Here is a 19,364-nt window from a genome sequence, read left to right as displayed (position 1 = left end):
TACCTTGAGCGGGGCGACGGCAATCGCCCCACTCTCACGGGATCATTTGAATTCGACAGGGAAACCGATCGCAGGCGACGGCAGATCTACACCAAACCATTGTTTGAACGACGCCGCATAAGTCGGGAATTCAACGCCGGTCATGGCTTCATGCAACGCGGTGTTCACGAAGTTCAGCCAGTCCTGGTCGCCGCGTTTCACCGCACACGCGTAGGTTTGCGGGCTCCACGCATAGCTTGGGCTGCGGTAGCGGTCAGGATTCTGCACCATCAGGTACTTGACCGAAGACTGGTCAGTGGCGGCGGCATCGGCGCGGCCGGAGTTCACCGCCTGATACATCAGGTCGACGCTGTCGTACTGATCAACCTTGGCTTTGGGTAGGGCCTGATGCACCAGTTCTTCGGCATACACGTTTTGCAGCACCGCCACGGTGACGCTGTCGCCGGCGGCTTGCAGATCTTCGATTTCCTTGTACTTGCTGTTGTTCGGCAGCAACAGGCCGACGCCTTCGCGGTAGTACGGCAGCGTGAATGCCACTTGCTGCGCACGGCTGGCGGTAACGGTGATGAACTGGCAGCTCATGTCGACCTTATCGGTCAGCAGATTGGGAATCCGCGCATCGGACGACTGCACCACAAACTCGACTTTGCTCGGGTCGTTGAACAGACCCTTGGCGACGATTCTGGCGATGTCGATATCAAAGCCCTGCAACTTGCCGTCCGCGCCCTGAAAGTGCCACGGCGCATTGGTACTGCCGGTGCCGACAATCAATTTGCCACGGGCCAGAACATTGTCGAGCTTGCTGTCGGCTGCCTGGGCCATACCCATGACAGCGGACGAAGCCGCAAGAACGAAAACACACGCTTTGAACAACGAAGGACGGCGATGCATGGCAAGCACTCCAGAATGGTGTTTATTCCGCTATACCGGAACACGGTTTGTTACTACGGAATAGACAGCAGAAAGTGTGCCACAGGACTGGATGAGAATCTGCAGAAGATCTAAATGTTTTCGAAATCAAAGAGATGCAGAAAAGCACAGTGACGCTGTTACGAAAGGCGCCAAGACGACACGCTACCGTTGGCTACACGCGGCGGGTATTCGCGCCACATTTCAGGGCGCCTTACACAAAACAAAGCGCGTGACACCTGTCAACTCTGACAGTAGGCGTACGGTGCTTGCTGGATTACCGTCAAGAGATACAGGCACACCTGAAACGGAGATTCTGATGAGCGCGAATATCCCTCTCGCTGCTTTGCCGCCCACCTACCGCAAAGCCCTGAAAACCTGGCGCCCAGTGATCCTTTATTTCGCCAACGAACATTGCCCCGCCTGCGAGTGGGCCGGTCCGATTTTTCGCCAGACTGCCGAGCCATACCGGCATCGCGCCAATATCTACATGCTCAAGACCAGCGAAACTGCGCGTCATCCGCTGGTGACCGGGACGCCAACCGTGCTGTTCTATAAGGACGGCAGACTGGTAAAAAAACTCAAAGGCATCGGCACTGAGGAAACCCTCGCACGGGATTTCGCCGAGCATGTCGGCAAGACCAAAGCGCCCACTGCGCCCCGCAAGCGAACACATGATCTGTCTTGGTTGCGTCAGAGACTTCGTACTTTGCGCACTGTCGGACGTGCGCGCCTGCGGAGTCAGTGATGAACGGGGTGAATCCAGGCCTTTTCAGAAAACTCCAGCTCATAGGTCATCTATCGAGACCTTGATGGTGGGGTCGTTTTCTCGCTCTTTGCAAAGCGCGATCAACTCCAGATCATCAAGACGCGTCATCATTGCCTCGTAACACTTTTCATCCGTGAGTACTGCGCTGCCTGAACCCAAGCATTCGCGAGCAGGCTCGCTCCCACATTTGAAACGTGTTCCAAAGTGGGAGCGAGCCTGCTTGCGAAGAGGCCGGCACAGTTAGTAGAGAACTCAAGTATTACGCGGCAGCGCGTACCAACAACACCCGCGTCACCCGCCGCTCTTCCACCGCTTTGACCGTCATCTGCCAGCCTTCAAGTTCCAGACGATCACCGATGACCGGCAGGCGGTCGAGCAGGCTCATCACCAACCCGGCCATGGTCTGATAGTCCTCGGTGGGTTCAGCGCCAAACCCGGTCCGTTGGCGTACCCGCGCCAGGTTCAACGCACCGCTGACGATAAACCCGCCCTGCTCCTCGACCACGTCCGGGCCTTCGATTTCGCTGGCATCCGGCAACTCACCGGCAATCGATTCGAGGATGTCTGTCATGGTCAACACCCCGACGAAGTCGCCGAATTCGTTGACCACAAAAGCAATGTGAGTAGAAGCCGCACGCATCTGCTCCAGCGCATTCAGAATCGAATAACTGTCGAGCAGGTTGAGGGTCTTGCGCGCCAGATGTTCCAGATTCGGCTCAGTGCCGGCCAGATACTCCTTGAGCAGTTCCTTCTTGTGCACGAAGCCCAAGGGTTCATCCACCGCACCGTTGCGAATCAACGGCAGACGCGAGTAGGACGAGTGCATCATGCGGGTACGAATCGCCTCGCGATCATCGGCCAGATCAATCATGTCGACATCGGCGCGCACGGTCATCAGCCCGCGAATCGGGCGCTCGGCCAGTTGCAGCACGCCGCTGATCATTACCCGCTCACGACGGTCGAACAGCTCCGCGCTTGGCGCGTCACCGTCGTCGAGCAGGTCGGAAATCTCCTCGCCCACTTCTTCCGCTGCCAGTTTGCGCCCGCCCAGCAAACGCATGACCGCGTGCGCCGTACGCTCGCGCATTGGTCGCAGGCCTTGCATCGAGCGCTTGCGCCGGGCCCGGGCGATCTGGTTGAACACCTCGATCAGAATCGAGAAGCCGATGGCGGCATACAGATAGCCTTTCGGAATGTGGAAGCCCAGACCTTCGGCGGTCAAGGCAAAACCGATCATCATCAGGAAGCCCAGACACAGCATGATTACCGTCGGGTGTGCGTTAACGAAGCGCGTCAGCGGCTTGCTGGCAACGATCATCAAGCCAATCGAGATGATCACCGCGATCATCATCACCGCCAGTTCATCGACCATGCCCACGGCCGTGATCACCGCATCGAGCGAGAACACCGCATCAAGCACCACAATCTGCGCGACGATCGGCCAGAACATGGCATAGGCGGCGTTGGTCGTGCGTTCACCGACGTGGCCTTCAAGGCGTTCGTGCAATTCCATGGTGGCCTTGAACAACAGGAACACACCACCGAACAGCATGATCAGGTCACGGCCGGAGAAGCTCTTGTCGAACACCTCGAACAACGGCTGCGTGAGGGTGACCAGCCAGGAGATACTCGCCAACAGACCAAGGCGCATGATCAGCGCCAGCGACAGGCCGATAATCCGCGCACGGTCACGTTGATGCGGGGGCAGTTTGTCCGCGAGGATTGCGATGAACACCAGGTTGTCGATACCCAGCACCAGTTCCAGCACGATCAATGTCAACAAGCCCAACCAGGCTGTGGGATCCGCTAACCATTCCATAAAACGTCTCTATCTCTCTCGGTTGATTCAGGCTGCCGGACACGGCAAAGCGCAACGCAAAGGCTCTGGGGCCGCGTTATCTACGATAGTCGGGTGTCGGAAAACTGGATGCTGCGAGTGCGTCAAGACCGCGCCGTGGCGCGAGGGGAAGGTGCGACTGGGAGGCTCCGAGAGGGTGTTCATGTAGATCCTGAATGAAAAATGGCCTTGGAGCGTACAGTCTTTGGGAACATTTCCTACAGCGGCAAATCATTTCAAAATCTGTAACAGCGCTCCAGATACCCCTGCGGCAGCTCCTACAGTAGGGTGTCAGCGGCCGGCAAAACGCAACCGCGACAACTGCCGCAAATCCCCTTCGATGTAGTAATCACGGGTCCAACTATTGTCCGCCGCCAAAGGACTCACCTGCTTCAACGCCAGTTTCTTCGCGAAATAGCGAAACCGGTAATGCTCGTAAAACCGCAGCAATTCCAGACCATAGCGGTCGGCAAGATCGGTGTCGCCACGAATGATCAGGTAGTTTTCATCGTTGCCATTGCTGGCCGAAGCACTGAGGTTATGGCTGCCACTGATGATGGTCGGCGTATCGGTGGTGAAGTCGGTGACGACCGCTTTGGTGTGCACCAGCAGATTGCCTTTCTGACCTTTCATGTTTTCGCGCAACCAGCCCTCCAGCCCGGTATTGAGCAACGCAGTGGCGGCGAATTCGGCGCTGCGGTCGGCGTGAAACCCGGTGATGCGGCTTGCGGTGTTCTGCAGGCCATAACGCAAAATGTCGTCGTGGGGCTGGCCGAGTAACGCGTTGAGAATCGCATCCGGCAGCGAAAACGCCGTGACGAACAGCACGTCCTTTTTTGCCGCGCGGATGATGTTCTCGAACGCCTGCAGATCAGTTCCGCCAGTACGCGGTGAAAACCCGACGAAAAGCGGCTGCTGCGGGTTCATCGGGTTGTGTTCGGTCACCCAGTCACGGGTTGCGCCAATATCATCCGGCTGCGCCCAGATCAGCTCAAACGTTTGCAGGTATCTGGCGGCAACCGATTCGTCGTCCAGCACATGCACCACGTTGGCCTGACGATAAACGCCGTTGGCGGTGAAATTGGTGCTGCCACACAGAACCGCTTCAGGCTGACGCTCCTCACTGGCATCGACGCGGCTGAGAACCATGAATTTGTTGTGAAAAATGTTATGGGTCACTCGCCCGCGCTTGCTCGCGGGAGGCAGTGCCGCGAGGCTCGCTTCGTTGATCGTGGTGTCTTCGTCATCCGGCCGGGCGTGATACAGCACCCGCACCTGCACGCCCCGCGCGAATGCCGCGTTCACCGCATCGATGATCGCCTGTAACTGGTACTCGTAGATGGCAATGTCCAGCGCCCATTGGCCATCGACGGCGCGCTCGATAAAACCCAGCAAGCGCCCCAGCAAGCCGTTCTCCAGCCACTGACGGGCCGCATCGGGCCAGGCTTCGATGGGCATGTTTTTGTTGGCGCTGATCTGCGCGTCGAGGTCGGGAAACTTGCGCTGGAATGCCTGACTGGCGGCAACGGCTCGATTGAATATCACGCTTTGGTTGCTCGGGTGACCGTCATCGGAAGTGATCGTCAGCTCCAGCGACTCGCCCAACTGCACGGCATCGGCAGTGCCGTAGGCCAGGTGCACGCGATAGTGGAGGGTCATGCCCGGATTGACCGCGTAATCCGCCCAGCGAAATTTCTGCAGCGGCGCGGTATCGCTCGGTGTGGCGTGGAACTGGGGAAACGTGTGCGCCTTGCCAGGGAATGTCAGGCTGTTGAACAGGAACAACCAGGGTTTGGCGCCCTGCTGCTTTTCGATGGCGAAACCCAACAACCCTTTGCGTCGCGGCTCGGCCAGATCCATGGCCAGCAGCACGCCGTTGGCACCGGCGTAGGCTTTGACGCGGAAATCGTCCGCGGGATTTTTGACCAGTACGCGCATCGCTCACTCCTTGTGATTGGGCTGGGTGCAGCATAGAGCAGGGATGCAAATTTTGGTCGTTCGGCTCCAGACCGAGTCGATACCTTCGCGAGCAAGCTCGCTCCCACAGACGAATGCAGTCCCATGTGGGAGCGAGCTTGCTCGCGAAGGCGGCTAACCAGGCGCCAGAAACCGTCAGAGAGAAATCAGCTCATCGATATGTCGATACTCTGCACTCAACGCTGAAGCCAGATCCCGCGCCCGCCCCAACCGAATCGGCCCACGCTCGATATCGACCAACAAGCCCGGACACGCCAGTGCCGGCAATCCTGACCACTGCTTCAAACGCCCATCCGTTACCACCAACAGTCGTTGCTGCTCGGCAGGAAAACGCTTGCGCCGCACCGCCAGCCAATGCTCGGCCTGCACCAGCGCCGCGAGCAACGGTGTGCCGCCGCCAGCGCCCAAGGCTTCCAGCCAGACGCGCAAGCCGCTCGACGCCTTCAACCCTTGCACCTGCCATTTCGGCGCCGAGCCACTGGCCGTTAACAATGCGAGGCGCGCGCGCTGGCGATAGGCGTCATCGAACAGCTGCGCGAGTAAACCTTTGGCGTCGTTCAAGGCGTGATGGCGTCGCGTCGAAGCGGAGGCATCGACGATGACCAGCCACAGTTCATGCGGCGAGCGTGTGCGCAGTTGAAACAGCAGATCTTCCCGCACCCGAGGACGCCCATTGAGCAGAGTGCCCGGCCAGTTCACCGTGCCGCTGCGGGCGGCATGGCGTTTGCCTTGGCGTCCGTTGTCCAGCCGTCCGGCGCGGGGTCTGGCATTCGCCCCCGCGTCGGATCGGGGGCGAATGCCTAAGGCTTTTTTGGCCAGCTCGGCACTTCACGGCGCGCGCCCGTCGCGAGCGCGGGCGCCGGCATTTCGCCCCACTGGCCCTGTCCTTCGCTCGATGAGGCCTGGGTTTCGGCCGGCGACTGGGCAGGTTGTTGCGGACTCGATGGTGGATGCTCGCGACGACGATGGCGCAGGGCAAACTCGGCCACGGCGTCGATGTCTTCTTCGCTAATTTCCTCAGCTCTGCGCCATGCCGCGTGGGCCCGAGCGGCGCGCAACCAGACCAGATCGGCACGCAGACCATCGACCCCGGCGGCGAAACACCGTTCGGTGATCTGCGCCAGTGCAGCGTCGTCCAGCGCAATACTGGCCAAGGCTTCGCGGGCGTTTTCGCAACGTTCGCGCAACGCTTGTTGCTGTGTTTCCCACTGTGCGCAGAACGCCTGTGGGTCGCTGTCGAAATCCAGTCGCCGACGAATGATCTGTCCGCGTTCGGTCGGTGCCGTATGGCCGCTGAGGGCAACGTTCAAGCCGAAGCGATCAAGCAGTTGCGGGCGCAACTCGCCTTCTTCCGGGTTCATGGTGCCGATCAACACGAACTTCGCCGAATGCCGATGGGAAATACCGTCACGCTCGATCAGGTTGGTGCCGCTGGCGGCAACGTCGAGCAGCAGATCCACCAGGTGATCAGGCAGCAAATTGACTTCATCGACGTAGAGCACGCCGCCGTCAGCCTTGGCCAACACGCCCGGCGAGAACTGCGCGCGCCCCTCGCTGAGAGCTGCGTCGAGGTCGAGGGTGCCGACCAGGCGCTCTTCAGTCGCGCCCAGCGGCAAGGTAACGAATTGACCGCTGGCGAGCAAATCAGCCAAGCCACGGGCCAGCGTGGATTTGGCCATGCCACGCGGGCCTTCGATCAGCACACCGCCGATTTTCGGGTCGATGGCGGTGAGGCACAAGGCGAGTTTCAGGTCATCGGCGCCGACCACGGCGGAGAGCGGGAAATGCGGGGTGTCGGTCATTTGGGTTTTCTCTGTCGTGGTCTTTGGTGTGCTTGGGGTTGTGGTGTGTCAGTTGGGGTGGCCCTCACCCTAGCCCTCTCCCGGAGGGAGAGGGAACTGACCGAGTTGTTCTGGCGAGTTACGCCGACCTGATGTATTGAGCCGAGCTCAATTTTTGACAGCAACATAGATCGGCTCCCTCTCCCTCCGGGAGAGTGCTGGGGTGAGGGTAGCTTTTAACCGGCTAGCCATCTTCCTCTATATCCAGCAACAAATTCTCCAACGCCTCTTTATAAGCCCCCGGTTCCTGCCACATCCCCCGCTGCTGCGCCTCCAGCATGCGCTCGGTCATGTCCCGCAGCGCATGCGGATTATGCTCGCGAACAAACTCCCGAGTCGCCGGATCCAGCAGATAAGCATCGGCCAGCAAAGCGTACTGGTGATCATCGATCAACTGCGTGGTGGCATCGAACGCAAACAGGTTATCAACCGTCGCCGCCATCTCGAACGCGCCTTTATAGCCGTGGCGCTTGACCCCGTCGATCCATTTCGGATTGGCCGCGCGCGAACGGATCACCCGGTTCAGCTCTTCTTTCAAGGTGCGAATCTTCGGCAGATCCGGCTGACTGTGATCGCCGTGATAACTGGCCGCCGCCTCGCCCCGCAGGGTTTCCACGGCAGCAAGCATGCCGCCCTGGAACTGGTAATAGTCATTGGAATCGAGCAGGTCGTGCTCGCGGTTATCCTGATTCTGCAGCACCGCTTGCACCTGGCTCAGACGCTGGACGAATTGCTCGCGCGCAGCGGTGCCTTCGTCGGCACCGCCGTAGGCGTAGGCGCCCCAGTTCAGATAAACCTCAGCGAGATCGTCGCGGCTCTGCCACAAACGCCCATCGATAGCGCCCTGCACACCTGCGCCATAGGCACCGGGTTTGGCGCCGAAAATCCGCCAACCGGCCTGACGCCGTGCGGTGTCCTCATCAAGGCCCGATTGCAGCAGTGCCTCACGCTCGGCTCGTACTTTGGCCGCCAATGGGTTGAGGTCGTCCGGCTCGTCCAGTGCCGCTACTGCCTGCACCGCCGCATCGAACAGGCGAATCAGATTGGCGAAGGCATCACGGAAAAATCCGGAAACGCGCAACGTGACATCAACACGCGGACGGTCGAGCAGACTCAGCGGCAGAATCTCGAAATCATCGACGCGCTGACTGCCGGTGGCCCACACCGGACGCACGCCCATCAACGCCATCGCCTGAGCGATGTCGTCACCGCCGGTGCGCATGGTGGCCGTGCCCCAGACCGACAAACCGAGCTGGCGCAGGTGATCACCGTGATCTTGCAGGTGTCGCTCAAGAATCAACGTCGCTGACTGGAAACCGATGCGCCATGCGGTGGTGGTCGGCAGGTTGCGCACGTCCACGGAATAGAAATTGCGGCCGGTCGGTAACACGTCGAGGCGACCACGGCTGGGCGCGCCGCTCGGGCCGGCTGGGACGAAACGGCCGCTGAGGGCGTCGAGCAGGCCGCGCATTTCAGCGGGGCCACAGGCATCCAGACGTGGGGCGACGACTTCGCGCAGGGACTGAATGATCGCATTAACATCAGACCACCCCGATCCCTGTGGGAGCGAGCTTGCTCGCGAAAGCTGTGTGTCAGTGAATGAAGTGTTGGCTGATACGACGCCTTCGCGAGCAAGCTCGCTCCCACATGGATCGTGCAGGGCTTGGGAAATCAGCTGTGTGGCGAAGAGTTCGAGGCGTTCGCGGGTGTCGCCAGCGGTCCGCCAGACTTCGTCGCTTTGCAATTGCAAGTGCTCGGGACGCAGACCTGTCCACGGTTCGGCCAACGAACAATCGAGCGGATCGAAACCGAGTTCGAATGCTTTGGCCAATGCGCGCAGCAGGCTCGATTGCGCGCCTTTGCCGTCCCCTCTTGGAATACGCAGCAACGCCAACAACGTATCAATGCGCAATCGCCCCGTCGGTGATTCGCCAAAAATGTGCAAGCCATCGCGGATCTGCGATTCCTTCAGATCACACAAATAGGTATCGAGACGCGGCAGCCAGATCGCCGCATCGGCGTCGCTGTCCAGTCCGGCATCGAGTTGCAGTTCGCGGTCGATCTGCGTCTCGCGCACCAGTTGCAGAATGTCGCGCTGCAACTCGCGGGCGCGGCGCGGATCAAGCAGTTGCGCTTCGTAATACTCGTCGGCCAGCAGTTCCAGATTGCGCAGCGGGCCGTAGGTTTCGGCGCGGGTCAGCGGCGGCATCAGGTGGTCGATGATCACCGCTTGCGTGCGCCGCTTGGCCTGGGCTCCCTCGCCCGGGTCATTAACGATAAACGGATAGATGTTCGGCAGCGGCCCGAGCAGTGCATCCGGCCAGCAGTTTTCCGAAAGGCCGACGCCTTTGCCCGGCAGCCATTCGAGGTTGCCGTGCTTGCCGACGTGAATCACACCGTGCGCGCCGTAGGTGTTGCGCAGCCAGAAATAGAACGCCAGATAACCGTGCGGCGGCACCAGATCCGGATCGTGATAGACCGCGCTCGGATCGACCTGATAACCGCGCGCCGGCTGGATGCCGACGAAGGTCAGACCGAAGCGAATGCCGGCAATCATCATGCGCCCGTCGCGGCACATCGGGTCGTTTTGTGGCGCTCCCCATCGAGCAACCACAGCGGCGCGATTGGCTTCGGGCAGCGCGTTGAACATCGTCAGGTAAGCGTCCATCGCCAGACTTTGCTGGCACGGTCGCAGATCAATCGTGTCGAGATCGTTGCTGACGCCACCGAGCAATTGCTGGATCAACTCGGTGCCGCTGTCCGGCAGTTCGGCCGCAATGGGATAACCCTCAGCCTGCAACGCGCGAAGGACATTCAGCGCTGCTGCCGGCGTGTCGAGACCGACGCCGTTACCGATGCGGCCATCACGAGTCGGGTAGTTGGCGAGAATCAACGCGATGCGTTTTTCGCCATTCGGCACCCGCGCCAGATCAATCCAGCGCCGCGCCAGTTCGGCGACGAAATCCATGCGCTCGGGTTGCGCGCGGTAGCAGACAACATCGGACTGACTGCGCTCACTGCGCCAAGCCAGATCCTTGAAGCTGATCGGCCGGCTGATGATGCGCCCGTCGAGCTCCGGCAAGGCAATGTGCATCGCCAGATCCCGTGGCCCCAGGCCTTGCTCGCTGTCGCGCCAGCCGGGCTCATTGTCCTGCGCGCAGATCGCCTGGATCACCGGAATATTGCGGCGAAACGGCCGCAGATGCGGCGCTTCCGGGCTGGACTGAGCGAATCCGGTAGTGTTGAGAATCACCCCGGCCTCGACTTCATCCAGCCAATCCTCGACCACCGTCAGGCAGCCGGGTTCTTTCAGACTGGCCACGGCTATCGGCAGCGGATTCAATCCTGCTGCTTGCAGGCGCTGGCAGAAAACATCGATGAACGCAGTGTTCGCCGCCTGCAGATGCGAACGATAAAACAGCACCGCCGCGACCGGGTTTTCCGGCAGCCATTCGGCTTGCCAGTCACTCAGCGCGGCGGAGGTTTTATTGGGGTGGTAAATCGCCGTGCGCGGCAGGATCTGCGGCTCTTCCCAAGGGTAATCGCGGCCGAGCCAACGGCTGGCCAGACAGTGGAAGAAATCCAGCGCATTGCCCAATCCACCCTGACGCAAAAACTGCCAGAGCCGGTCGCGCTCCTCGGCGTTGACGGTGCTCAAGTCGCTGAGCTCCGGGTCGGGCCGATCATCGCCCGGCACCAGAATCAACTGCACGCCACGCTCGGACAACTCGACCAGCCGCTCAACGCCATAGCGCCAATAGGCAATGCCGCCATGCAGCGAAATCAGGATCACCTTGGCATGGCGCAACACTTCGTCGACGTACAGATCGACTGAGGCGTGATTCTGCACCTGCATCGGATTGGCCAGACGCAGGCTCGGATAATCTTCCGGCAACTGCTGCGCGGCTTCGGCGAGCAGCGCCAGGCTGGAGTCGCCGCTGCACAGGATCACCAGCTCGGCGGGGGTCTGTCCAAGGTCGGCAATGTTGTCATCCGAGACGAAACCGCCGGGCTGGGTCCTGAGCAGGTGCATGGTTTAAACGCTGAGCGCAGCGCGCAGTTGCGCTTCGAGTTGGGCGGCGTCGAGTTCCTGACCGATCAACACCAGACGCGTGACGCGCGTTTCATCGGCGCCCCACTGACGGTCGAAATGCTTGTCGAAACGCGTGCCCACGCCTTGGATCAGCAAGCGCATTGGCTTGTTCGGGATCGCCGCGAAACCTTTGACACGGAGGATGCCATGCTTGACCACCAGTTGCGTCAGGGCGTCGAGCAGCAGGCTTTCGTCGGCTTGCGGCAGTTCGATGGAGATCGAATCGAAGGCGTCGTGATCGTGGTCATCGTGGTCGTCATCGCCTTCACCATGGTGGTGATCGTGATGGCTGTGGCGGCTGTCGATGTGTTCTTCGGAACCGGCGCCGAGGCCGATCAACACGTCCAGCGGCAGACGACCGTTGCTGGCTTCGATGATTTTCACCGCCGGTGGCAGCTCTTCGGCGACTTCAGCGCGGACACGAGCGAGATCTTCCGGGCTGGTCTGGTCGGCCTTGTTCAGGATGACGAGGTCGGCGCTGGCCAGTTGGTCGGCGAACAGTTCGTGCAGTGGCGACTCGTGATCGAGGTTCGGATCGAGTTTGCGCTGGGCGTCAACCTGATCCGGGAACGCGGCGAAGGTGCCAGCGGCCACGGCCGGGCTGTCGACCACGGTGATCACCGCGTCAACGGTGCAGGCGCTGCGGATTTCCGGCCACTGGAAGGCTTGCACCAGCGGTTTCGGCAGGGCCAGGCCCGAGGTTTCGATTAGGATGTGGTCGAGGTCACCGCGACGCGCGACCAGTTCACGCATCACCGGGAAGAACTCTTCCTGAACAGTGCAGCACAGGCAGCCGTTGGCCAGTTCGTAAACACGACCGGTGGCTTCTTCTTCGGTGCAACCGATGGTGCATTGCTTGAGGATTTCACCGTCGATGCCCAACTCGCCGAATTCGTTGACGATCACCGCGATGCGACGGCCCTGTGCGTTGTCGAGCATGTGCCGCAGCAGTGTGGTTTTGCCCGAGCCGAGGAAGCCGGTGACGATGGTGACGGGGAGTTTGGCCAGTGTTTTCATCGGTATGCCCTTTGGCAAGCGGCGGGCATACGGGACGAGAGCCGGCAACGCGCGTGCGTGCCCGGAGAGTTCGCCACCGGATCACCCCGCCCGGTTGAATTGAGAATCTGTGACGAGGCAGGTCTCCTGGCTGACGGCGTTCAGGCGCTGGGCCTGGCGTTTGCTGCGCCTTCCCGCGGCTCATCGATTGAGCTGGCAGTGGCGTGGCAGCGAACATCACCGTTCACAGTTGCGGGGGCAGCCGCGGCATTGACCGCGTTCCCTTCTTAGCTTCGGCGTGGGCCGAAGAACCTCGAAAGCGCAAGGCTACGCATCGTCTGAGGGTGGGTCAATGGGCGTTGAGCTTTGGTTTTGGGGGCATATCAGTTGCTGCGGGTGCTGCCGCTGGCGGTTTCGCTCTTACAGCGAGTCCCTTTTTCAAACGCCAAAAAGGAACCAAAAGGCGTTGCCCCGGCGTACGGCACTTCGCTGAGGCTCAGTGTTCCCTCGCTACGGTGCCCATCCGGGGGCATCGCCTACGGTTTGCTTCGCTGCACCTCCTCTCGATGTGTTGGACTTCGTCGAACGGCGCTACGCGCCTACCCCCGGATGAACACCTACGCTCGGCCTGCCGAAGGGGCAAAAAATCAAAAGCCAAATCAAGATCAAGAGCCAGAGCCAGAGCAAGATCAAGGGCCCCTCACCCTAGCCCTCTCCCTGTATGTACCGGAGACATGGTGGACACATGTTCGGAGACATGGTGGACGGTTTTAGATCTTCTTACCTGCCGTAACGATCTGCAAGTTCAAGTCGATCCGGGCGATACGATGTCTACTCCAGTAGACATCGTGGATGCCGTCCTCCGTCGTTTCCCGGATAGCTACTGACCTCCCGTGAAAAGCCTTTCCGACTGTGTATTCACGGTTCCTCCAGTAGATCTCTCCTTTTACCTGAACCTTCCTGACCACATCCCCATCGTCGTACTCCGGCGCCGCCGGTTGCTCCTGATATTCCCGTGGGCTGCTGCTGTAGCGAGTAGCAGGAACCTGCATGTTCAACGCTTGATGCGGACGCTTCTGGTTGTAAATCTCACGCCAGATATCAAACGCCCGTTGTGCATCGTCCAGATCGGTGAAGGGATGGCCTTGCAGGACTTCCCTTTTCAGGCTGCGGTGGAAGCGCTCCAGCTTTCCCTGGGTTTGCGGGTGATAAGGTCGGGAGTGGCCGACCTTGATGCCCTGGCTCATCAGCCAGACCTCCAGCGCGGTATAAACGCCGGTCTGGTCACCCCATGGCGAACCGTTGTCCATCGTCATGCGCAGAGGCAGACCGTAGAGCCGAAAGGCCCGCATTAGTTGCTCCTGGACGGTTCGGCGCTGCTCATTGGCGCACGCAGCGATGCACAGTGAGAACCGCGAGTGATCGTCCAGTATCGTCAGCGGATGGCAACGTCCGTGGCTCAGGCTGATATGGCCCTTGAAGTCGATCTGCCAAAGATCGTTGGGCTCCTCGTGCTCGAACCGGATAAACGGTTTGACCTCGGCAGCCTTTGGATCAACCCGCGAATGACGTTGTAAAACCGCATGCACGGTGCTGACAGAGGGCATCACTTTGCCGTCGTCTTCCAACACACGCTTGAGCTTGCGAGCGCCCCAAGCGGCGTACTCCTGACTCAGGGTCAAAATCTGCTGCTCAACCTCTTCAGCGCAGCGTTTGGGTGACGTCTTTGGTCGTCGAGACTGATCGATCAACCCTTGCGCACCGAGATTTTCAAACCTGCTGAGCCATTTGTAGGCAGTGCTTGGGCTGATATTGAATCGACGGCAAAGCTGCCGAACATTGGCCCCTTCTTGCCGAGCCAAAAGCACGAATTCTGAACGAAGCTGCACGGTGGACACCTCTTCCCAGGACACAGGTCATCTCCTCGGTGATGAGCAATGTGTCTATTAAAAAGTGTCCACCATGTCTCCGAACACCCGTCCACCATGTCTCCGGTACATACACTCCCGGAGGGAGAGGGGACTGATCCCGGTGTTTGGGAGAGCAACGCCGACGTGAAATACCGAGTTGAACTCAGGTTCTGAAAAGCCCACAAATCGGCCCCCTCTCCCTCGGGAGAGGGCTGGGGTGAGGGGCGAATCCAACACAAAAATAACGCCGTACACCCGTTCCTCACCACTCAATAGGCCGAGTGTCAGCTCGCCTGCTCTTGATCTTGATCTCGGAGCCCGTCGGCAGGCTGAGTGGAGGGATTGATCCGGGGGTGGGAGCGCAGCGACCGTTTGGCGAAGTCAAACACAGCGGGAGTAGGTGCAGCGAAGCAAACCGGAGACGCTGCGCCCGGATCGTTCCCGGAGCGAAGGAACCCCGAGCTTTAGCGAGCGGGCCGAACGTCAGGGCGAAGACCTTTTGGTTACTTTTGGGGCGTTTGCCAAAAGTGACCCGCCGTAAGGGCGGAACCCTAATCAGCAGCACCCACAGCAACGGATATACACCCAAAAATTGACCAAAACCCCACCCCCATGCTCTCCTACACAACTTGTTACGGGTGCCCTTCACAGGGTGAAACGGGAAACCGGTGAATCATGTGCTTTACTCAAGCCCATGTCAGTCCGGTGCTGCCCCCGCAACGGTAAGCGAGCGAAGCGTCAAAACCACTGTGCCGGTACGGCATGGGAAGGTGACGCTTACAGGTCGGCCTGACGCCAACCCCTCGTGAGCCCGGAGACCGGCCCGCAACACACAGCCCGCACTTTGTGCGTCGCTGAACATAACAAACCCGCGGTGGGCGGGCGCTGTTCGAACCTCTGCGAGCCCGACCCGCAGGGGTTTTCATGCGCTCGATTCACCCACTGACATTCCAGAGGGAAGCGCCATGTCGATCATCAGCAGCACCGGCAGCAACACGGACAAAATTTCCAGCACCACCACCCTGAGCCAACGCCTGACCGCCGCGATCTTTGCGTCGATCCTCGGCGCCAGCCTGGTCTACTTCGCCGGTTTCTCGCACATCGAAGCGGTGCACAACGCCGCCCACGATACCCGCCACAGCGCCGCGTTCCCGTGCCACTGAGACCTGCCGACATGATCAAGCGTATTGCGCAAACCGCAGGTTTCACCGGTCTGCTGGCCGCCCTGCTCCTCACTCTGTTGCAAAGCTTCTGGGTATCTCCGCTGATTCTCCAGGCCGAGACATTCGAGAAAGCCGAACCTGTTGCAGAAGTTCACGAACACGCCGCAGGCACCGCTGCGCACACCCACGACGCCGAAGCCTGGGAGCCGGAAGACGGCTGGCAGCGCGTGGTCTCGACTACTGGCGGCAATCTGGTGGTTGCAGTGGGTTTCGCCCTGATGCTCGCAGGCCTGTACACCCTGCGCGCCCCGACCAAAACCTCGCAAGGCCTGCTCTGGGGCCTGGCCGGTTACGCGACATTCGTACTGGCACCGACGATGGGTCTGCCACCTGAGTTGCCGGGCACCGCTGCCGCTGATCTGGCTTCGCGCCAGATCTGGTGGATCGGTACTGCCGCTTCGACCGCCGTCGGCCTGTCGCTGATTGCGTTCAGCCGGCACTGGCTGATGAAAGTCCTCGGTGTGGCCATCCTTGCTGTCCCACACGTCATTGGCGCACCGCAGCCGCAAGTGCATTCGATGCTCGCGCCCGAAGCACTGGAAGCCCAGTTCAAAATCGCTTCGCAGTTGACCAACGTGGCGTTCTGGCTGGCCCTCGGCCTGATCAGCGCCTGGTTGTTCCGCCGCAAAAGCGATGGCCAATACCACGCATGACCGCTGACAGCGCAGCGCCGACCTTCGTCGTCGGCCTGGGCTGCCAGCGCGGCTGCCCGGCCAGCACGCTGCGCGCATTGCTTGACCAAGCCTTACAGGCACACCGTATCGAGCTCCAAGCGGTCAAGGCGTTGGCCAGCATCGACTTGAAGCGCGACGAGCCAGGCCTGCAAGAACTTGCCGCACAACTGGCTTTGCCTTTGCTGTATTTCAGCAGTGAAGAACTGGCCAGTTATCAGCAACGACTCAGCCACCATTCGCAAATCGCCTACGAACGCACCGGTTGCTACGGCGTAGCGGAAAGTGCAGCGTTGGCACTCGCCGAACAACTGATTCAGGCACCGGCAAAACTGCTGATTTCCCGGCAGAAGTACGCTCAGGCAACGTTGGCATTGGCCGGCGCGGCGTAAAATCCCGATAATCCCCGCCATTGATCATGAGCAATCTTCATCTGAAGCGTTGTTGCGCCTCTTTTCCAAGGATTTAACAATGACCGTCTACTTCATCGGCGCCGGCCCTGGCGACCCGGAATTGATCACCGTCAAAGGCCAGCGGCTGATCCGCAGTTGCCCGGTGATTATCTATGCAGGTTCGTTGGTGCCGGCGGCGGTGCTCGAAGGGCATCAAGCGGAGACGGTGATCAACAGTGCTGAATTGCACTTGGAACAAATCATCGAACTGATCAAAACCGCGCATGGCAAAGGTCAGGATGTGGCACGAGTGCATTCCGGCGATCCGAGCCTGTATGGCGCGATCGGTGAGCAGATTCGCTGTCTGCGCGAGCTGAACATTCCATTTGAGATCATTCCCGGGGTGACGGCGACGGCAGCCTGCGCCGCGTTGCTCGGTGCGGAACTGACGTTGCCGGGCGTCTCGCAAAGCGTGATTCTGACCCGCTACGCCGATAAAACCGCGATGCCGGCCGGTGAGGAACTGGGCAGTCTGGCCCAGCATGGCGCGACCATGGCGATTCATCTGGGGGTCAACCATCTGGAGAAGATTCTGGTGGAACTGTTGCCGCATTACGGCGCCGACTGCCCGATCGCGGTGATTCACCGGGCGACGTGGCCAGATCAGGATTGGGTGGTGGGGACGCTGGCGGATATTGCCGCGAAGGTTGAAGCCAAAGGGTTTCGGCGTACCGCGTTGATTCTGGTTGGGCGGGTGTTGGGCAGTGAGGTGTTCAGCGAGTCATCGTTGTATCGCGCGGGGCATGCGCATCTCTATCGCCCATGAAGACCCCTTCGCGAGCAAGCTCGCTCCCACATTTGTAATGCGATCGAATGTGGGAGCGAGCTTGCTCGCGAAGGCTTAAGCAAAACTTACGCATAAAAAAACGGCGCTCACGGGGCGCCGTTTTTCATGTCCGCAGCGAACACCTTAGTAGTAGGCGTTTTCTTTCTGCGTGTGGTCGGTCACGTCGCGAACGCCTTTCAGCTCAGGAATGCGCTCGAGCAGCGTGCGCTCGATACCTTCCTTCAAGGTCACGTCCGCCTGGCCGCAGCCCTGGCAACCGCCACCGAACTGCAGAACGGCGATGCCGTCTTCAACCACATCAATCAGGCTGACCTGACCGCCGTGGCTGGCCAGCCCCGGGTTGATTTCGGTTTGCAGATAGTAGTTTATACGCTCGTTGACCGGGCTGTCGGCGTTGACCATCGGCACTTTGGCGTTTGGCGCCTTGATGGTCAGCTGGCCACCCATGCGGTCGGTGGCGTAATCGACCACGGCGTCGTCGAGAAACGCTTCGCTGAAGTGATCGATATAAGCGGTGAAGCTTTTCAGCCCCAGCGCGGTGTCTTCAGGTTTTTCTTCGCCCGGCTTGCAGTAGGCAATGCAGGTTTCGGCGTACTGGGTGCCAGGCTGGGTGATAAAGACGCGGATGCCAATGCCCGGGGTGTTCTGCTTGGAAAGCAGATCGGCCAGGTAATCGTGGGCGGCGTCGGTAATGGTAATAGCGGTCATGGAAACTCCTCGCAGGCTTGGGCGCAGTTTACGCCAATCGTTGCGCCGGACAAAGTCCTAGTATTTTTGTCGGGAAAGATTCTCGTCCGCCCCGTTGTCGATCCGCGCCTTGAGCCAGCGATAACTGCGTTTTTCCACCCATTCGTAGCTTAGCCAAGAGCCGACGCCGATGGCCAGCGCACACACGACAAACATCAAATACGGGTTGATGCCGTGGCGCCGGGCCAGATACCCGCCTGCCGACAACACCAGAACGTGCATCAGATACACCGAATACGAGCAATCGCCGAGCAGCTTGAGGACACGACTGCGCTCGACATAACGCTCCAGTGAGATACACGCCATCACCAGCACCGCACTCGGCCCACCCCAGTTGAGCAGCCTCGGTGCCGGTGCCAGGTTATAAATCGCCAGCAATGCCGCAACGATGGCCGCCAGTGGCAGCCACAGTCCCGCACCGATCCAGCCCCGGCGATAGAGCATGCCGATGCCAATCCCCAGCAGAAACTCATAGACGATGTCCGAACGGTAAAATTCGCTGATCCAGCCAAACCCGGTCCACGCCTGACTCACTGCAAACAGCAACGCCGCGACTACCATCAGGCGCACCTGCAAGCGAAACAGCAGCGCCCAGGCGAACAACACGTAAAACAGGATTTCGTAATTCAGGGTCCAGCCGACATTCAGCGTCGGATAGAAACCGTAACCGCCGGGGTTTTCAGTCGGAATGAACAGCAACGACAACAGCAGATGCCCCCAATCCACGCTCTGGTCCGGCAGCAACGGTTGGGCGAACACCACCAGCAGCGCCATCAACAGCGTGTACAGCCAATACGCCGGGACGATGCGAAACAGCCGATATAACAGAAAGCGCGCCGGTGGCAGCGGTTTGCTCTCGGTAGACAGGAAGATGACCAGCCCGCTGATGACAAAGAAGATATCGACGCCCACTGCGCCTTTGTCGATGAAAAACTGGCCGACCGGCCCGCGCGACTTGAAGTCGAAAAAAATCTGCATGAAGTGGTGGCAGACCACCGTCCACGCGGCCAGCGCACGCAGGGCTTGCACTGAAATCAACATCTGCCGCTCCCGCTCACAATTTAAAAAACACCACTTCACCCGGAGCGAGCCTGCTCGCGAAAGCGACGGCACATTCAATGTATTCGGTGCCTGACACTCCGCCTTCGCGAG

15 protein-coding genes and 2 riboswitches are annotated in these 19,364 nt (G+C 60.0%); of the genes, 5 read left to right on the top strand and 10 right to left on the bottom strand.

Annotated elements, in window-relative coordinates:
- Nucleotides 1–42 precede the first annotated feature (42 nt).
- A complete protein-coding gene (locus ACZ0A4_RS07675) occupies nt 43–891 on the bottom strand; it encodes a transporter substrate-binding domain-containing protein (protein ID WP_463573913.1) in 849 nt (282 codons plus the stop codon).
- A gap of 337 nt (nt 892–1,228) precedes the next feature.
- On the opposite strand from ACZ0A4_RS07675, the gene ACZ0A4_RS07670 reads away from it, so the two are divergent.
- The gene (locus ACZ0A4_RS07670; protein WP_463573911.1) at nt 1,229–1,657 is read left to right on the top strand and encodes a thioredoxin family protein; all 429 of its coding nucleotides are present in this window, start codon (nt 1,229–1,231) and stop codon (nt 1,655–1,657) included.
- Nucleotides 1,658–1,937: 280 nt separating this feature from the next.
- On the opposite strand, the gene ACZ0A4_RS07665 is transcribed toward ACZ0A4_RS07670, so the two are convergent.
- From ACZ0A4_RS07665 to ACZ0A4_RS07635, 7 genes are all read right to left on the bottom strand, one after another.
- Nucleotides 1,938–3,497 carry a TerC family protein gene (locus tag ACZ0A4_RS07665; RefSeq protein ID WP_463573910.1) on the bottom strand — a complete coding sequence of 520 codons (1,560 nt, stop codon included), beginning with the start codon at nt 3,495–3,497 and terminating at the stop codon, nt 1,938–1,940.
- Nucleotides 3,498–3,806: 309 nt separating this feature from the next.
- Entirely contained in the window at nt 3,807–5,453 is a 1,647-nt protein-coding gene (locus ACZ0A4_RS07660) for a phospholipase D-like domain-containing protein (protein WP_463573909.1), read from the bottom strand.
- A gap of 174 nt (nt 5,454–5,627) precedes the next feature.
- On the bottom strand, nt 5,628–6,239 hold the full coding sequence (locus ACZ0A4_RS07655; protein WP_463577505.1) for a vWA domain-containing protein: 612 nt from the start codon (nt 6,237–6,239) through the stop codon (nt 5,628–5,630).
- Nucleotides 6,240–6,292: 53 nt separating this feature from the next.
- The gene (locus ACZ0A4_RS07650) at nt 6,293–7,294 is read right to left on the bottom strand and encodes an ATP-binding protein (protein ID WP_463573908.1); all 1,002 of its coding nucleotides are present in this window, start codon (nt 7,292–7,294) and stop codon (nt 6,293–6,295) included.
- 223 nt (nt 7,295–7,517) lie between these two features.
- Nucleotides 7,518–11,366 carry a cobaltochelatase subunit CobN gene (cobN, locus tag ACZ0A4_RS07645; RefSeq protein WP_463573907.1) on the bottom strand — a complete coding sequence of 1,283 codons (3,849 nt, stop codon included), beginning with the start codon at nt 11,364–11,366 and terminating at the stop codon, nt 7,518–7,520.
- A 3-nt stretch (nt 11,367–11,369) separates the two neighbouring features.
- The gene (cobW, locus tag ACZ0A4_RS07640) at nt 11,370–12,443 is read right to left on the bottom strand and encodes a cobalamin biosynthesis protein CobW (RefSeq protein ID WP_463573906.1); all 1,074 of its coding nucleotides are present in this window, start codon (nt 12,441–12,443) and stop codon (nt 11,370–11,372) included.
- Nucleotides 12,444–12,542: 99 nt separating this feature from the next.
- Nucleotides 12,543–12,753, bottom strand: a riboswitch (cobalamin riboswitch).
- Between the two features lie 439 nt (nt 12,754–13,192).
- Nucleotides 13,193–14,335 carry an IS481 family transposase gene (locus ACZ0A4_RS07635; RefSeq protein WP_463573905.1) on the bottom strand — a complete coding sequence of 381 codons (1,143 nt, stop codon included), beginning with the start codon at nt 14,333–14,335 and terminating at the stop codon, nt 13,193–13,195.
- Between the two features lie 616 nt (nt 14,336–14,951).
- Nucleotides 14,952–15,173, top strand: a riboswitch (cobalamin riboswitch).
- Between the two features lie 124 nt (nt 15,174–15,297).
- Between ACZ0A4_RS07635 and ACZ0A4_RS07630 the strand changes: the two genes are divergently transcribed.
- The 4 genes from ACZ0A4_RS07630 (at nt 15,298) to cobM (ending at nt 17,444) form a co-directional block, all read left to right on the top strand.
- Nucleotides 15,298–15,495, top strand: coding sequence for a CbtB domain-containing protein (locus ACZ0A4_RS07630; protein ID WP_016983301.1), 198 nt, complete (start codon nt 15,298–15,300; stop codon nt 15,493–15,495).
- A gap of 11 nt (nt 15,496–15,506) precedes the next feature.
- A complete protein-coding gene (locus ACZ0A4_RS07625) occupies nt 15,507–16,208 on the top strand; it encodes a CbtA family protein (protein WP_463573903.1) in 702 nt (233 codons plus the stop codon).
- Nucleotides 16,205–16,618, top strand: a complete 414-nt coding sequence (locus ACZ0A4_RS07620) for a cobalamin biosynthesis protein (RefSeq protein WP_463573902.1) — start codon at nt 16,205–16,207, stop codon at nt 16,616–16,618. Before ACZ0A4_RS07625 ends, ACZ0A4_RS07620 begins: the two co-directional genes overlap by 4 nt.
- A 79-nt stretch (nt 16,619–16,697) precedes the next feature.
- Nucleotides 16,698–17,444 carry a precorrin-4 C(11)-methyltransferase gene (cobM, locus tag ACZ0A4_RS07615; protein ID WP_463573901.1) on the top strand — a complete coding sequence of 249 codons (747 nt, stop codon included), beginning with the start codon at nt 16,698–16,700 and terminating at the stop codon, nt 17,442–17,444.
- 144 nt (nt 17,445–17,588) lie between these two features.
- Here the strand turns inward: cobM and nfuA are convergent, their stop codons facing one another.
- Both nfuA and ACZ0A4_RS07605 read right to left on the bottom strand, forming a co-directional pair.
- Complete coding sequence (gene nfuA / locus ACZ0A4_RS07610; RefSeq protein ID WP_007912592.1) at nt 17,589–18,173, bottom strand: Fe-S biogenesis protein NfuA; 585 nt, start codon at nt 18,171–18,173, stop codon at nt 17,589–17,591.
- 57 nt (nt 18,174–18,230) lie between these two features.
- Nucleotides 18,231–19,253 carry an acyltransferase family protein gene (locus ACZ0A4_RS07605; RefSeq protein ID WP_463573899.1) on the bottom strand — a complete coding sequence of 341 codons (1,023 nt, stop codon included), beginning with the start codon at nt 19,251–19,253 and terminating at the stop codon, nt 18,231–18,233.
- Nucleotides 19,254–19,364 lie beyond the last annotated feature (111 nt).

The sequence above is a fragment of the Pseudomonas sp. AC172 genome, assembly GCF_979258595.1.
This window is presented reverse-complemented; position numbering and strand designations above follow the sequence as displayed.

What these genes read in the sequence shown, in the direction of transcription:
- ACZ0A4_RS07675 (WP_463573913.1), bottom strand. Translation starts at nt 891, where the DNA reads ATGCATCGCCGTCCTTCGTTGTTCAAAGCGTGTGTTTTCGTTCTTGCG.
- ACZ0A4_RS07670 (WP_463573911.1), top strand. Translation starts at nt 1,229, where the DNA reads ATGAGCGCGAATATCCCTCTCGCTGCTTTGCCGCCCACCTACCGCAAA.
- ACZ0A4_RS07665 (WP_463573910.1), bottom strand. Translation starts at nt 3,497, where the DNA reads ATGGAATGGTTAGCGGATCCCACAGCCTGGTTGGGCTTGTTGACATTG.
- ACZ0A4_RS07660 (WP_463573909.1), bottom strand. Translation starts at nt 5,453, where the DNA reads ATGCGCGTACTGGTCAAAAATCCCGCGGACGATTTCCGCGTCAAAGCC.
- ACZ0A4_RS07650 (WP_463573908.1), bottom strand. Translation starts at nt 7,294, where the DNA reads ATGACCGACACCCCGCATTTCCCGCTCTCCGCCGTGGTCGGCGCCGAT.
- cobN (WP_463573907.1), bottom strand. Translation starts at nt 11,366, where the DNA reads ATGCACCTGCTCAGGACCCAGCCCGGCGGTTTCGTCTCGGATGACAAC.
- cobW (WP_463573906.1), bottom strand. Translation starts at nt 12,443, where the DNA reads ATGAAAACACTGGCCAAACTCCCCGTCACCATCGTCACCGGCTTCCTC.
- ACZ0A4_RS07630 (WP_016983301.1), top strand. Translation starts at nt 15,298, where the DNA reads ATGTCGATCATCAGCAGCACCGGCAGCAACACGGACAAAATTTCCAGC.
- ACZ0A4_RS07625 (WP_463573903.1), top strand. Translation starts at nt 15,507, where the DNA reads ATGATCAAGCGTATTGCGCAAACCGCAGGTTTCACCGGTCTGCTGGCC.
- ACZ0A4_RS07620 (WP_463573902.1), top strand. Translation starts at nt 16,205, where the DNA reads ATGACCGCTGACAGCGCAGCGCCGACCTTCGTCGTCGGCCTGGGCTGC.
- cobM (WP_463573901.1), top strand. Translation starts at nt 16,698, where the DNA reads ATGACCGTCTACTTCATCGGCGCCGGCCCTGGCGACCCGGAATTGATC.
- nfuA (WP_007912592.1), bottom strand. Translation starts at nt 18,173, where the DNA reads ATGACCGCTATTACCATTACCGACGCCGCCCACGATTACCTGGCCGAT.
- ACZ0A4_RS07605 (WP_463573899.1), bottom strand. Translation starts at nt 19,253, where the DNA reads ATGTTGATTTCAGTGCAAGCCCTGCGTGCGCTGGCCGCGTGGACGGTG.